The following is a 15086-nucleotide window of genomic DNA, read 5'->3' on the forward strand; positions in this document are numbered from 1 at the left end:
AGCTGGGAGAGCGCCTGCCTTGCACGCAGGAGGTCAGCGGTTCGATCCCGCTAGGCTCCACCAATAAAATATCATTTGTAAATTAACTTGGCGGTGTAGCTCAGCTGGCTAGAGCGTACGGTTCATACCCGTGAGGTCGGGGGTTCGATCCCCTCCGCCGCTACCAAGTAAACAAGGACCTTTAGCTCAGCTGGTTAGAGCAGACGGCTCATAACCGTCCGGTCGTAGGTTCGAGTCCTACAAGGTCCACCATACAATGTTGGAGGAATACCCAAGTCCGGCTGAAGGGATCGGTCTTGAAAACCGACAGGGGTGTCAAAGCCCGCGGGGGTTCGAATCCCTCTTCCTCCGCCATTTTATTTTCTTAATAACAGATTGATAAACATCAAGAAGAGACAATGAGAAATACACATTGAGAAAATTAAATTTACTATCATCGCGGGGTGGAGCAGTCTGGTAGCTCGTCGGGCTCATAACCCGAAGGTCGCAGGTTCAAATCCTGTCCCCGCAACCAAAGAAAAAATATGGTCCCGTGGTGTAGCGGTTAACATGCCTGCCTGTCACGCAGGAGATCGCGGGTTCGATTCCCGTCGGGACCGCCATTATTGAAAAAGTTGGCTCGGTAGCTCAGTCGGTAGAGCAGAACGTAAACATCTTGAGATACTTCAATGTAGTTCTGCGAGGAGCAATGTCTTGCAAAGAGATGTGACGAGCAAAGTGTTATATCTTTTTAGAAATTTTAATTTTACTATTGTTTGGCTCGGTAGCTCAGTCGGTAGAGCAAAGGACTGAAAATCCTTGTGTCGGCGGTTCGATTCCGTCCCGAGCCACCATCTATAGGTTAAGAGTATATTATCTCTATCCGTCAATCTTCAGTTGGTAAATTGACATATATACTATGGCGGTTGTGGCGAAGTGGTTAACGCATCGGATTGTGGCTCCGACATTCGTGGGTTCGATTCCCATCAGTCGCCCCATTTAAAAATTAAATACCTTATGAATATGCGGGTGTAGTTTAGTGGTAAAACCTCAGCCTTCCAAGCTGATGTCGTGAGTTCGATTCTCATCACCCGCTCCATTTTAAATAATGGGCCTATAGCTCAGCTGGTTAGAGCGCACGCCTGATAAGCGTGAGGTCGATGGTTCGAGTCCATTTAGGCCCACCATTATTCCACAGTAGCTCAGTGGTAGAGCTATCGGCTGTTAACCGATCGGTCGCAGGTTCGAATCCTGCCTGTGGAGCCATTGGAGAAGTACTCAAGTGGCTGAAGAGGCGCCCCTGCTAAGGGTGTAGGTCGCGTAAGCGGCGCGAGGGTTCAAATCCCTCCTTCTCCGCCAGTTTGATAAAATATTTTGGCCCGTTGGTCAAGTGGTTAAGACACCGCCCTTTCACGGCGGTAACACGGGTTCGAATCCCGTACGGGTCATCCATTTAGACACTGCATACTATGCAGTGTCTTTTTTGTGGTGTGCTTGGCATGACTAATTTAAAATATGAAAAAGGGCTGATCGATTGATTGGTTTGCCTCGCAAGTTTTGCTTTATCATTTTTACTCCTCTTATGACAGTTCCCTTTTGCTCATTCTATAAGGTAGACTCATAACGTTAATTCGAATTTCTTAATTTTACGAATCTCATAGTGTTTATTGCAAGGTTGAAGTAGCACCGAAATAATGAATCGATATTTTGAGTGCTTTAACAAAATGAACATTCCCTGTGTAATGATTAACCCTCAAATATAGATAATATTGTAGGGTTATTCCTCATATGTAAATGTTATTGCCTTTTTAAAAAAAACCTAATAAATTTAATATCCTTTCATTTAATATGAACTTTCTAATTGTATGCGCTTACATTATTCGTTTTTTAACTATGATATGAGCTTTTATGACATATTATGTAGAATGATGTAGTAAAAATACGAATTATTTTAAAAGGAATTATTATTTTATTCGTGAATAATTAATATTAATGAAAACTATATTTTTGAAAAGAGGGGAATACATTGACGGTAAGCGCGCCACCAACAGATTTTGATTTGCATTTATTTCATGAGGGCTCTTTATTCCAAAGTCATATGCTATTTGGTGCACATATTTGTCAAAAGGGTGACGTCATTGAAGGAACACGATTTTGTGTCTGGGCACCACATGCTAAGAGTGTAAGTATAGTAGGGACTTTTAATGATTGGAATGGGAAAAACTTTGAGCTCGAGAAAATAAATGATGAGGGAGTTTGGCATCTTTTTACGCCTGTTAATTTAGCGGGTGAGATTTACAAGTATGAAATTATCACACCTTCTAATCAAAAAATACTAAAATCAGATCCTTATGCATTTTACTCTGAAGAAAGGCCTCAAACAGGGTCAATTGTTTACAATATGGATTCTTATAAGTGGAGAGATAAAAAATGGCAAAATCGAAAACAAAAGAACGTACAATCTAAACCTGTTTTTATTTATGAGTTACATTTTGGGTCTTGGAAAAAGAAAGCTGATGGGAGCCATTATTCATATAATGAATTAGCGGAGTTGTTAATTCCGTATGTTGTAGGAAATGGCTATACACATATAGAATTATTACCACTTATTGAACATCCATTGGATATTTCTTGGGGCTATCAAGGGGTAGGTTATTTTTCAGCTACGAGTAGATATGGATCTCCACGTGAGTTAATGAAGTTTATAGATCTATGCCATCAACAAGGGATTGGCGTTATTCTAGATTGGGTTCCAGGTCATTTCTGCAAAGATAATCATGGACTATATATGTTTGATGGGCAGCCGACATATGAATATGAAAATCCACAAGATCGAGAAAATCCAGTTTGGGGAACTGCTAACTTTGATTTAGGCAAACCAGAAGTTCAAAGCTTTCTAATTTCGAATGCCCTTTTTTGGATTGAGTATTTTCATATCGATGGCTTTAGAGTTGATGCTGTAGCTAATATGATTTATTGGCCTAGTACGGATGGACATCAACATCTAAATAAAGGAGCCATATCATTTTTACAAAAAATCAATGAAGTTATTTCCTTTTATGCACCTGAAACATTAATGATTGCGGAGGATTCCACTGACTTCCCACAAGTAACAGGAAATGTACCGGCAGGAGGGTTAGGATTTAGTTACAAATGGAATATGGGTTGGATGAATGATATCTTGACTTACATGAAGGCTGAATTCAGTGACCGGCAATATTTACACGACAAAGTAACGTTCTCACTTCTATATGCATTTTCAGAGAAATTTCTATTACCACTATCGCATGACGAGGTTGTTCATGGTAAGAAATCACTGTTAAATAAAATGCCTGGTGACTATTGGCAGAAATTTGCCCAGCTTCGCCTTTTATACGGCTATTTAATAGCACACCCTGGAAAGAAATTGTTATTTATGGGTGGAGAATTTGGACAATTTGATGAATGGAAAGATCAAGAACAATTAGATTGGAACTTGCAAGATTTTGTCATGCATCAAAAACTTCATGCATATGTTAAAGAGTTACTTAAAATTTATAAAAGAAATAAAGCTTTATATGAAATTGATGATACTCATGATGGTTTCGAATGGATTGATGTAAACAATCATGAACAATCAATATTTTCATTTATTAGAAAAGGAAAAAATGAACAGGACTTTTTAATTATCGTGTGTAATTTCACTGCTACAGTTTACCATGATTATATAGTTGGTGTTCCTAGCAAAGGTGAATATCGGGAAATTCTAAATAGTGACGAAATGGATTTTGGAGGTGCTGGAAATAGAAATAGCAAAAAAATATTTAGTAACGAAGGAACATATCATGGGAAGCCATATCACTTAGCAGTTACTATTCCTCCATTAGGAATATCGATTATACGTCCTATTAAAAAAAGAAAGGAGAGGAAGAGAGCTGATGGGCAAAAAAAAATGCATAGCAATGATCTTGGCAGGAGGAAAAGGTAGCCGACTACGGTCATTAACAAAAGAGATAGCAAAACCAGCAGTGCCATTCGGAGGTAAATATCGAATTATTGACTTTGCGTTAAGTAATTGTACAAATTCAGGAATTGATACTGTTGGAATTCTTACTCAATATCAGCCATTAGAATTACATGATTACATTGGTATTGGTAGTGCTTGGGATCTTGATAGAAAAAATGGTGGCGTAACTTTATTACCCCCGTACATTGCGGAAGCAGGTATGAAATGGTATACCGGGACATCCTCAGCAATATACCAAAATATTAATTACATTAAACAATATAACCCTGAATATGTACTTATTTTGTCTGGAGATCATATTTATAAAATGGATTATGCGTATATGCTTGATTATCATATTCAAAAACAGGCAGACGTATCTATTTCTGTCATCGAAGTACCGTGGGAAGAAACGAGTCGCTTTGGCATTATGAATACCGACGAAAGCATGAATATTACAGATTTTGAAGAGAAACCAGCAAATCCTAAAAATAACCTTGCTTCAATGGGGATTTATATTTTTAATACATCTATTTTACTTGATGTATTAGAAAGAGACGAACTTAATCCTGACTCAACGCATGATTTCGGCAAAGATATTATTCCTTTATTACTCGATGAACAAAAAAAACTAGCCGCTTATCCTTTTCAAGGGTATTGGAAAGATGTGGGTACTGTTAATAGTTTATGGGAAGCCAATATGGACTTATTACACAATGATACAGACTTAAATATATATGATCATTCATGGCGAATTTATTCAGTTAATCCTAATCATCCTCCACAATATATAGCCCCAACTGGAGACATAAGAGAGTCCATTGTATGTGAAGGGTGTATCGTAGAAGGAGAGATTGATCAATCTGTTCTCTTCCAAGGTGTACATATTATGGAGGGAGCAGTTGTTAAAAATGCCGTAATTATGCCTGGTGCGACTATTGGGAAAAATGCTTATATAGATAACGCCATTATTTCTTCAGGAGTTAATATATGTGATGACATGATTATACGTAAAAAGGAAGAAAGTGATGAAATCATTTTGGTTAGTGAGGAATAATCTGCATTATAAGAACATATGAAAATTATATTATTTATTTCACATATGTTTGTTCATAAATGAACAAGGAAAGGATGGCGAATAAATGAATCAAACGATGCTTGGGATCATTGATGCAACACAAAGCTTTGACTCTATACAACAACTAACTATCAATCGATCAGTAGCTGCAATCCCATTTGCTGGGAGATATAGATTAATTGATTTTGTACTTTCCAATATGGTGAACTCTGGAATTACTAGTGTCGCTATTTTTCCGAAAGATCAATATCGTTCACTTATGGATCATATTGAATATGGCCAGCAGTGGGATTTAAATCGTAAAAGGGATGGATTATTCTTTTTTCCTTCTGCGGTTGATTCACAGAGTGAGGAATTCAATGTTTTCCAGCAGTATAAGAACAACATCGATTATTTTCTTCGTAGCAAACAGCAATACGTATTAATCTCAAATTGTTATACAGTTTGCAATATTGACTATCAAGCTATTCTACAACAACATATAGAATCACAGTGTGATATTACTGAAATTGCACATAACGGCAAGCCTATGGGTATGTACATCTTTAATTTTTCTCTATTGTTTGACTTAATAACTAACTATGAAAAGTTTGGATATACGACGATTCAAGACGTGGTATTAGACCCTTCGCATCATTTACACATATGTAGATATGAATATGATGGATATGTTGCAAAAATAAACACCATAAAAGATTACTATACACATAGTCTAGAACTATTAAAACCTCAAGTGTGGAAAGAGTTGTTTAACCAAATTAATCCAATTTATACTAAAGTGAAAGATGAACCCCCTACAAAATATATGAATGGCTCGAAGATAAAAAATTCATTTATTGCAAATGGATGTAAAATCGAAGGTGAAGTTGAAAATAGTATCATCTTTCGCTCGGTTAACATAAGTAAAGGGACAGTAGTAAAAGACAGTATTATTATGCAAAAGAGTCAAATAGGTGAAAATTGTGTATTAAACGGTGTCATTTTAGATAAAGATGTTAAAGTAGAAAATAATGTCATACTTACAGGTGATTACACGACACCATATATAGTTCCAAAGGGAACAATTCAAGGAGCGTTGATGAATACATGAAAGTTTTATTTGCTGTTTCAGAATGTGTACCATTTGCAAAAACAGGCGGACTAGGTGATGTAGCAGGAGCGTTACCGAAAGAACTTAAACAACTCGGTACAGATATTAGAGTGATCTTACCAAAATACGGAACGATTCCTGTCCAGTATAGAGATAAAATGAAAAAAGAAGCGAATATAACTGTTCAAGTCGGTTGGAGACAGCAGTATTGCGGAATTGAGTCATTAGAGCAAGATGGAGTCACATTTTATTTTATCGATAATGAATATTATTTCAAACGTGATTTTATCTTATATGGTCATTATGATGATGGTGAACGTTTTTCATTTTTTTGCCAGGCGGTATTAGCATCGTTACCCGTCTTAGACTTTAAGCCAGATGTCATACATTCTCATGATTGGCATACCGGAATGATTAGTTATTTGTTAAAAGAAAAGTATAGTAAAGTGCCCTTTTATGAAAAAATAAAAACTGTTTTTACTATTCATAATCTTCAGTATCAAGGTGTCTATCCTAAAGAAATTTTACCAGAATTATTTGGTTTAAATGAACAATCATTTGCATCAACTAGCCTGGAGTTTTATGGGAATGTAAACTTTATGAAAGCAGGCATAGTTACCTCAAATGTTGTTACAACGGTAAGTCCCACATACAAACATGAAGTTCAGACATCTTATTATGGTGAGAAATTAGATGGGGTTCTTAGAGATAGAAAACAGTCGCTCGTTGGAATACTAAATGGCATAGATGATCAATCGTATGATCCAAAAAATGACCCATATATTACTAAGAATTTCGATAGAACCTCTATAGATTCAAAAGTATTGAATAAACAACATCTACAAGAACATTTTTCATTACCAGTTAGTAAAAAAACACCGATCATCGCAATGGTAACAAGGTTAACCCAACAAAAAGGTATTGATTTACTTATTAATATTTTCCATGAACTTATGCAAGAGGATATACAATTGATTGTCATTGGGTCTGGAGAACATCGATATGAATCATTCTTTAATGAAATGGTAAATCAATATCCAGATAAGTGTAAAGCATACATCGGTTTTCACGAAGAGTTAGCCAGGGTGATATATGCAGGAGCAGATCTTTTCCTCATGCCTTCCTTATTTGAACCATGTGGATTAGGTCAATTAATAGCAATGAGATACGGTGTTATTCCTATTGTAAGAGAAACAGGTGGCTTAAATGATACGGTTGAATCATTTAATGAAGAGACAATGACAGGAAATGGTTTTACATTTACGAATTATAATGCTCACGATATGCTGTTTACAATTAGAAGAGCATTATCCTATTATTATAAAACTAATTTGTGGAATAAGCTGATTATAGAAGTGATGAATCGTGATTTTAGTTGGGCACAATCAGCTTTTAAATACAATCAGCTGTATGCTGATTTGATGACTCGGAGTGGTAATCGTGTTCTCTAACAAGGAGACGTTCAAAGAAGCGTTTATCAAAAAGTATGAGACCTTATATGGAAAGGGGTTTCGTTATTCTACTATACGCGATCAATATTTTACGCTAGGAAACATGGTAAGAGAACATATAAGCACTAAATGGATCGAAACAAATGAAAGAAACCGCCTGAATGAAAATAAACAGGTATATTATTTATCAATTGAATTTTTACTAGGAAGATTACTTGGCAATAATTTAATTAATTTAGAAATTAGAGAAGTTGTTGAGGAGGGATTAGCGGATCTTGGTATTAGTCTAGCTGAAATTGAGGAAAGTGAAGCAGATGCTGGTCTAGGTAACGGAGGGTTAGGACGGCTTGCAGCATGTTTTCTTGATTCATTAGCTTCTTTAAATCTTCCGGGACATGGGTTTGGTATTAGATATAAGCATGGGTTGTTTGATCAAAAAATAGTTGATGGATATCAAGTGGAGCTACCTGAACAATGGTTGCGACATGGAAACGTATGGGAGGTTCGAAGACCAGATGAAGCAGTAGAAGTCCGGTTTTGGGGTGAGGTTGAAACAACTAATAAAAATAATTATTTATCATTTCGACATGTTGAAACGGAAATAGTGATGGCTGTGCCATACGATATACCAATTATAGGTTACGGCTTACATTCAGTTAATACGCTTCGGATTTGGAGCGCGGAAGTTTCTCCTCATGCTGTTCGTAAAAATATGATGGATTATAAAAGTGAAACTGAAGCAATTTCAGAATTTTTATATCCAGATGATACCCATGTTGAAGGAAAGTTACTAAGGTTAAAACAGCAGTACTTTCTAGTATCTTCTAGTCTACAAAGTATTGTTCGTTCATATAAGCTTAATCACAGTAGTTTAAGAGATTTTCACGAACATATTTCTATTCATATTAACGATACTCATCCTGTATTAGCTATTCCTGAATTAATGAGGATTTTACTTGATGAAGAGCGTATGAACTGGGATGAAGCATGGAATATAACTACAAATACAATTTCATATACGAATCATACAACATTAACAGAAGCACTTGAGAAATGGCCAATTGACATTTTTCAACCACTTCTTCCGAGAATCTATATGATAGTTGAAGAAATTAACGAGCGCTTTTGTAGAGACTTGTGGCAAAGGTATCCTAATGACTGGGAACGAATCGAACGTATGGCTATTATTGCTCATGATGTTGTAAAGATGGCACATCTCGCTATTGTAGGCAGTCATAGTGTAAATGGAGTAGCAAAATTGCATTCTGAAATATTAAAGAAGCGAGAAATGAAGCTATTTCATGATGTTTTTACCGATAAATTTAATAACAAAACAAATGGCATAGCGCATAGAAGATGGTTATTAAAGGCGAACCCCCAGCTGACAATGCTATTAAATGAAACAATAGGAGATTCATGGATTTCAGAACCTGAAAAACTAATTGAAGTCCAAAAATATTGTGAGGACTCAATCTTTCAGGAACAATTGTATCATGTGAAACAGGATAGAAAAAAAATACTAGCACGCAGGATAAAGGATCAAACTGGGCTTGTCGTTGATACACATTCTATATTTGACGTTCAAGTTAAGAGACTTCATGCATATAAGAGGCAATTGTTAAATGTACTGCACATTATGTACTTATATAACAGGCTTAAAGAAGATCGAAGTTTCATTGTTTTCCCAAGAACTTTTATCTTTGGTGCAAAAGCATCACCAGGATATTTTTATGCTAAAAAAATTATTAAATTAATAAATTCAGTTGCCGACATTGTAAATAATGATCAGGATATAAACGACATGATAAAGGTAGTTTTTTTAGAAAATTATAAGGTTTCACTCGCTGAGGATATTTTTCCTGCTACAGATGTTAGTGAACAAATATCTACAGCGAGTAAGGAAGCCTCTGGAACAGGAAATATGAAATTTATGATGAATGGTGCTATTACGATTGGAACACTTGATGGAGCTAATGTAGAAATGAATGAGCGGATTGGTCAAGAAAATATGTTTACATTCGGCCTTTCGGCAAACGAAGTCATCCAATACTATGAACATGGAGGTTATCAATCTACTGAATACTACCATCATGACGAACGAATTAAACAAATAATAAATCAATTAATAAATGGTTTTTTCCCACATGTGTTAGATGAGTTTGAGGTCATATATGACTCTTTACTTATGCAAAATGACCATTATTTTGTTCTTCGAGACTTTGATTCTTATGTTTGTACACAGGAGAAGATAGGAGTTTCCTATCAAATTAGGGACAAATGGTTAAAAAAGAGTGCTATAAATATTGCACATTCTGGCTATTTTTCTAGCGATAGAACGATACAACAATATGCAGACAGCGTTTGGAAAATAACTGCTGGTTTATTAGAAAAAAACTGATCAAATATTTACATGTTAATATAGAGGGTGGTGAACGATCCTATGATAGCCACTCTCTTTTTAATTCTTTTACAGAGTTCAGACCCCGCCTCTTTAGGCGGGGTTTTGTAATTAGGTGGGATTGATTCTGAACCTGCTTACCCAAGAAGTAAAGCTTACATTGGTTAAATACATTATTTCTATGGGTATAGTGTAATTTAATGTTTGTGTACATAATGAATTATGTTAAACTTTGAAAGGTGTGGAAAAAAAACAAAAATTATACAGCAGGATGGTGAAATAGAGATTGTTTACATCAATTAAGAGGAAGCTTCTAGTATTATTTATGCTATTAATGATAGGTACGTTATTATTTGTTGCTTTGTTTTTGCAATATCAAACGGAGCAACAAATTGAAAAAGACGTCAAAACTCAGGCTGAAAACCTTGTGGAGCAAATAAATAACTACGTAGATTCATTTGTTGAGAAATATGCGATTAGCATTGAAGAGATTAGTAGAGAAAAAGACTTTGAAACATATGTATTAGCTATGTTATCTGCCAATGAAAATGACATAAAGGAATTAGACCCTATTATTCTGGACAGATTTAATAATTACTTAGATCTTTATTCCGATGCGTATTTAATTTATGTGGCTGCTCGAAATGACACACTGAAAATTGAGCCACCAGTAGTAGATTTAGACGAGGATTTTAGTGTACTTGATAGACCTTGGTATACGTTAGCAGAGCAATCCCAGGATAAGGCAGTATGGACAGAACCTTACCTTAGTGAAGACGGTGAATATGTAGTCACAGTGTCAAAAGCAATCGTAATTGACAATGAGTTTAAAGGGGTCATTGCTACTGATCTTAAGCTTGAACAATTAGAATCAGTTATGCAAAATATTGATCTAACGAATAACGGTTATCCTTTTATACTTGATAAAAGTAAAAATGCCATAGTGCATCCGACAGAGAGAGGGAACAACTTATCTGATCTTGATTTTATAAACAAGATGTACGGAGATAATGAACAGGGTTTTTTTCATTATGATTTCAAAGGTGAAGAGAAGGTACTTGCATTTGAAACAGTTGACCAAACGGGTTGGAAACTTGGGACGTCTTATACATATAAAGATTTAATGGCCAGTTCAAATAAATTACGTAGTTGGATTATGGTTATTTCATTGACAGCTGTAGTGATATCTTTAATTATCATTTATATTGTAACAAGTCGTATTTTAAATCCACTCATACATTTGAAGAAAGATGTAATGAAGGTCTCAGCTGGGGATTTAACTGTAAAGGCACATCAAAAAACAAAAGATGAAATAGGTGATTTGACCATTCACTTTAATGACATGGTTAAAAATATGCACCACTTAATCATAGCTATTGAACAATCTAACGACCATGTATTTGAATCGGTTCAAGGATTAAGTGCTGTCTCAGAAGAAACAAATGCTTCAAGCGAAGAAATTGCCAAAGCGATAAATGAAATTGCAGTTGGTGCAGCACGTTCAGCGGAGGATATAGAGAAATCCAATCAATTAATGGGTGTATTATCTTCTCAAATAAAGAATGTTACGTCTCTTACCGATAAGATGTCATTGCTATCGGTAGATGCCGATAACGCCAATGAAAATGGATTTGAGAAAATTGAAGAATTAAAAACTATTTTTTCAAAGACTGAAGCGAGTTTTAATACAGTTGATGAAATTATCGTTAATTTAGAACAAAAAATAACTGAAATTGAATCTGTCATGAAAGCTATTAATGACTTTTCTGAACAAACAAATTTATTGTCTTTAAATGCAAGTATTGAGGCTGCAAGAGCTGGAGAACATGGTAAAGGATTTGCAGTAGTAGCAAATGAGGTTCGGAAATTAGCGGAACAATCTACTATTGCTACTGATCAGGTTCGAAGAACAATTCAAAGTATTCAATCAGAATCGAAGCGAACTGTAAATGAAATGGCGAATACAAAAAGATATTATAAAGAACAAGCTCTAGTCGTGAATGATACTGAACAAGCGTTTAATACAACTTCAAGAATTGTAAGCCAATTAAAGAGCTCAATAGATGATGTGCAAGTAGATATGATGAATATTCATAATCATCGACAAGAAGTTTCGCAATCAATTGAAAATATTGCTGCAATGTCACAACAGGCTGTTGCTGCATGTGAAGAAGTGAGTGCTTCAACTGATGAGCAAACAATAGCATTTAATTCGGTTACGAAAGTAGCAGAAGATTTATTAGAGTCAAGTGAAGAATTAACAGATAGGATTAGCAGATTTAAAGTATAGGATAGGAGTATATTTCATGTGACTTGGATGACTGGCAAGCGCTAAAGTATGGTAGCTTGCCGAGTCACCCAGATATTTTATATATAATTTTGACAGATTGTGCTTATTAGTTATCTCCGTCAAGGAAGTTACCTAAACCGCCTAAAATGCTACCTTCTCCTGTTGTTTTACCTGGAGTTTGAGGGGCACTAGCAAAAATACGATCAGCCAAACGACTAAATGGTAATGATTGTACCCATACCGTGCCTGGACCTCTGACAGTAGCAAAGAATAAGCCTTCGCCACCAAAAAAAGCTGTTTTTACTTTTCCAACAAACTCAATATCATAATCTACTTCTTTTGTCATGGCAACCAAACAGCCAGTATCAATACGTAACATCTCCCCAGGCTGAAGCTCCCGACGATGGATCGTACCACCAGCATGTAAGAATGCCATTCCATCTCCCTCTAGTTTTTGCATTATAAAGCCTTCGCCCCCAAAGAATCCTGCACCAAGCTTGCGCTGGAATTCAACTCCAATAGATACACCTTTAGCAGCACATAAAAAAGCATCTTTTTGACAAATTACTTTACCATCTAAATCACTTAAGTCAATCGGAATAATTTTACCTGGATAAGGTGCAGCGAATGAAACGTGTTTTTTCTCGTTCCCTTCATTAGTAAATACAGTCATAAATAAACTTTCCCCAGTAATAACGCGTTTTCCTGCACCCATTAGTTTACCAAACAATCCAGATCCACCGCGCTTTGAACCATCACCAAAAATTGTTTCCATCTCGATTCTATCTTCCATCATCATCATTGCACCAGCTTCTGCAATAGTGCTTTCACCAGGGTCTAGTTCAATTTCTACAAATTGCATGTCGTCTCCGTATAATTTGTACTCAATTTCATGTGCGTTCATGATAATCACCTCAATAAATTTTGTATCATTACATATAGTTAATTCGATGTAAATGATGAATCTCCCTGTCTATTGTATAAGATTGTTTCATTTTAGCAAATAAAATGTGATGTTTTAATGTAGCAATGTGAAGAGTTTTGTAACATTATGTATAGTCGTATAAATTTGTTTAATTAAGACAATCATTTTGTAGAAAAATCACTTAGGAAATATGCTAGAAACATGTAGAATATCAGTGTTTTATCGTGTTTGACTTAAGTTCAGATGGTATGCTATTGTAATCTTACTATTGATTATAAAAGGGCGAAAGCAAGGCTGACAATAGACTTTTAAAGAAGTGTGAGTTATATTCATTACACAATCTGGAAGTTTTCTTTTTAACTATCATCTTTTGCAATCGGTAGGAATCTTGTTTTACACGATTTGAGTGTATATTTAGGAGGAAAAAGATTAATGCAAAACGGTACAGTAAAATGGTTTGATAAAGAAAAGGGTTATGGGTTTATTGCAGTGGATGACGGTGGAGATGTATTTGTACATTACAGTGCAATTGCAGGAGAAGGATTTAAAACTTTAGAAGAAGGTGAAAAAGTTAGTTTTGAGGTAGTTGAAGGAGCTCGCGGCCCACAAGCTTCAAACGTCGAAAAGCAATAGTATTTGCTTTCTTTGACCTCTTTCTATAGAGGTTATTTTTTATCCCTAATGGAAAATAGCTGTATTATTTATTGTCATACATAAAAAAAGCCATTCTTGTTTCGACAAGTGGCTTTAAGTTCAGTATTTAAGTAGGGCAGATATTTAATCCTCTAAAGATTCTTCTGTATACGGGTTTTTTTCGTACGGTAGTAAATCACCAAATGGTGTCATCATACCTTCCTCGTCTAGCAATTGTTCATATTTTTCATGCTGTATATTAGGATATACCTTTACATTTTTTCCTTCGATATCTGTTCCCGCAAAGTTCTCATAGTCCTCTACATAACCTAAGTTTTCATCCGATTCAATATACATATCATTATAGTGGTCTGGTGGATTTACGAGATCAGATGGTGATTCTGAAGTGCCAAAACGTGCTACCTCCTGCCATGAATCTTCAGCATCAAAACTTACAGCGTCCTTATCATCGTTATTAAACTTCCCATATGGAGGTAATAATACCCCCTCTTCAATGGGTCTGTTGTGAGATACAGCCTGATCAGGACTATGCTCTTTGCAATGTAATGCGGTAGGCAGAGCTTGCAAACGTTCAATCGGTATATCCTTTCCACAAACTATGCAAGTGCCATAAGTTCCATTGTCTATAGCTTCAAGAGCATTTTCGATGTCAGTTATTTCTTTTTCAACATGTTCTAAAAGTGATATATCCTTTTCACGTTCATATAACTCTGTCCCTAAGTCACCTGGATGGTTGTCATAGCTTGATAATTCACCTACTGAATCATGTGCGTCAGAAAGCTCCAGGTTAAAATGATTATTTGCTTCTAGTTGGGACTTAAGTTGGTTCCTAGTATTAATCAAACTTGAACGGAAGGCTGAAGATTGTTCTTTTGTTAGCATAGCTAGTCTCCTTCCTGTATAGTCATTAATTGAAACGACAGTGCCTGTTATATCCAAGGCATGCGCTTTTCAATGTCTAGCTACAGTGTCAATCCCATCGAGTGGTTGGCCTGTAGCACTTATTTAAGAAGCCACCATTGGTGATAACAGGGCACTTACGCATTATAATGTCTAGCTCAGCCTCGTAGCCTCTTTAGGTTACTTTAGCATACCATTTCAATACAAAAGAGCCTTCAAATGATATGACTTCAGTGCTTGGAGAGACTAACCTAGTAGACTCTGCTTTTCTTATTGTTTACTTAATGCGGAAAAAAATGATTAAAAATTATCTTATTTGCAGATTAATTTTAAGAG

9 protein-coding genes and 12 tRNA genes are annotated in these 15086 nt (G+C 35.7%); 19 read left to right on the top strand and 2 right to left on the bottom strand.

The features are described from left to right. The first annotated feature begins 89 nt into the window (after nucleotides 1–89). From SLH52_RS19665 to SLH52_RS19750, 18 genes are all read left to right on the top strand, one after another. Nucleotides 90–166: transfer RNA gene (locus SLH52_RS19665), tRNA-Met, on the top strand. A gap of 9 nt (nucleotides 167–175) precedes the next feature. Beyond that, a tRNA-Ile gene (locus tag SLH52_RS19670) sits at nucleotides 176–252 on the top strand. Nucleotides 253–261: 9 nt separating this feature from the next. Continuing rightward, nucleotides 262–354: transfer RNA gene (locus SLH52_RS19675), tRNA-Ser, on the top strand. An 83-nt stretch (nucleotides 355–437) separates the two neighbouring features. Beyond that, a tRNA-Met gene (locus tag SLH52_RS19680) sits at nucleotides 438–514 on the top strand. 12 nt (nucleotides 515–526) lie between these two features. Continuing rightward, a tRNA-Asp gene (locus SLH52_RS19685) sits at nucleotides 527–602 on the top strand. A gap of 155 nt (nucleotides 603–757) precedes the next feature. After that, a tRNA-Phe gene (locus tag SLH52_RS19690) sits at nucleotides 758–833 on the top strand. 68 nt (nucleotides 834–901) lie between these two features. After that, a tRNA-His gene (locus SLH52_RS19695) sits at nucleotides 902–977 on the top strand. Between the two features lie 27 nt (nucleotides 978–1004). After that, a tRNA-Gly gene (locus SLH52_RS19700) sits at nucleotides 1005–1078 on the top strand. A gap of 11 nt (nucleotides 1079–1089) precedes the next feature. Further along, nucleotides 1090–1166, top strand: a tRNA-Ile gene (locus SLH52_RS19705). 4 nt (nucleotides 1167–1170) lie between these two features. Then, a tRNA-Asn gene (locus tag SLH52_RS19710) sits at nucleotides 1171–1245 on the top strand. A gap of 2 nt (nucleotides 1246–1247) precedes the next feature. After that, nucleotides 1248–1338: transfer RNA gene (locus SLH52_RS19715), tRNA-Ser, on the top strand. A 17-nt stretch (nucleotides 1339–1355) separates the two neighbouring features. Beyond that, nucleotides 1356–1427: transfer RNA gene (locus tag SLH52_RS19720), tRNA-Glu, on the top strand. Nucleotides 1428–2077: 650 nt separating this feature from the next. Further along, nucleotides 2078–3946 (top strand): 1,4-alpha-glucan branching protein GlgB, encoded by a 1869-nt coding sequence (glgB, locus tag SLH52_RS19725; RefSeq protein WP_413785569.1) that lies wholly within the window; start codon nucleotides 2078–2080, stop codon nucleotides 3944–3946. Beyond that, on the top strand, nucleotides 3897–5021 hold the full coding sequence (locus SLH52_RS19730) for a glucose-1-phosphate adenylyltransferase (RefSeq protein WP_320210951.1): 1125 nt from the start codon (nucleotides 3897–3899) through the stop codon (nucleotides 5019–5021). Before glgB ends, SLH52_RS19730 begins: the two co-directional genes overlap by 50 nt. An 85-nt stretch (nucleotides 5022–5106) precedes the next feature. Further along, nucleotides 5107–6132, top strand: a complete 1026-nt coding sequence (locus tag SLH52_RS19735; protein WP_320210952.1) for a sugar phosphate nucleotidyltransferase — start codon at nucleotides 5107–5109, stop codon at nucleotides 6130–6132. After that, nucleotides 6129–7583 (top strand): glycogen synthase GlgA, encoded by a 1455-nt coding sequence (gene glgA / locus SLH52_RS19740; RefSeq protein WP_320210953.1) that lies wholly within the window; start codon nucleotides 6129–6131, stop codon nucleotides 7581–7583. Before SLH52_RS19735 ends, glgA begins: the two co-directional genes overlap by 4 nt. Beyond that, nucleotides 7573–9981, top strand: coding sequence for a glycogen/starch/alpha-glucan phosphorylase (locus SLH52_RS19745; protein WP_320210954.1), 2409 nt, complete (start codon nucleotides 7573–7575; stop codon nucleotides 9979–9981). Before glgA ends, SLH52_RS19745 begins: the two co-directional genes overlap by 11 nt. Before the next feature lie 286 nt (nucleotides 9982–10267). Then, nucleotides 10268–12271, top strand: coding sequence for a methyl-accepting chemotaxis protein (locus SLH52_RS19750; protein WP_320210955.1), 2004 nt, complete (start codon nucleotides 10268–10270; stop codon nucleotides 12269–12271). 106 nt (nucleotides 12272–12377) lie between these two features. Here the strand turns inward: SLH52_RS19750 and SLH52_RS19755 are convergent, their stop codons facing one another. After that, nucleotides 12378–13175, bottom strand: a complete 798-nt coding sequence (locus SLH52_RS19755; protein WP_320210956.1) for a TIGR00266 family protein — start codon at nucleotides 13173–13175, stop codon at nucleotides 12378–12380. Nucleotides 13176–13628: 453 nt separating this feature from the next. Between SLH52_RS19755 and SLH52_RS19760 the strand changes: the two genes are divergently transcribed. Beyond that, nucleotides 13629–13829, top strand: coding sequence for a cold-shock protein (locus SLH52_RS19760; RefSeq protein ID WP_320210957.1), 201 nt, complete (start codon nucleotides 13629–13631; stop codon nucleotides 13827–13829). 144 nt (nucleotides 13830–13973) lie between these two features. Here SLH52_RS19760 and SLH52_RS19765 read toward each other — a convergent pair whose 3' ends face one another. Beyond that, nucleotides 13974–14732 (bottom strand): yteA family sporulation protein, encoded by a 759-nt coding sequence (locus SLH52_RS19765; RefSeq protein ID WP_320210958.1) that lies wholly within the window; start codon nucleotides 14730–14732, stop codon nucleotides 13974–13976. Nucleotides 14733–15086 lie beyond the last annotated feature (354 nt).

The organism is Cytobacillus sp. IB215665 (assembly GCF_033963835.1).
Taxonomy (GTDB): domain Bacteria; phylum Bacillota; class Bacilli; order Bacillales; family SM2101; genus Nanhaiella.

Coding starts and splice junctions, on each gene's coding strand:
- glgB (WP_413785569.1), top strand. CDS start 2,078: ATGCTATTTGGTGCACATATTTGTCAAAAGGGTGACGTCATTGAAGGA.
- SLH52_RS19730 (WP_320210951.1), top strand. CDS start 3,897: ATGGGCAAAAAAAAATGCATAGCAATGATCTTGGCAGGAGGAAAAGGT.
- SLH52_RS19735 (WP_320210952.1), top strand. CDS start 5,107: ATGAATCAAACGATGCTTGGGATCATTGATGCAACACAAAGCTTTGAC.
- glgA (WP_320210953.1), top strand. CDS start 6,129: ATGAAAGTTTTATTTGCTGTTTCAGAATGTGTACCATTTGCAAAAACA.
- SLH52_RS19755 (WP_320210956.1), bottom strand. CDS start 13,175: ATGAACGCACATGAAATTGAGTACAAATTATACGGAGACGACATGCAA.
- SLH52_RS19760 (WP_320210957.1), top strand. CDS start 13,629: ATGCAAAACGGTACAGTAAAATGGTTTGATAAAGAAAAGGGTTATGGG.
- SLH52_RS19765 (WP_320210958.1), bottom strand. CDS start 14,732: ATGCTAACAAAAGAACAATCTTCAGCCTTCCGTTCAAGTTTGATTAAT.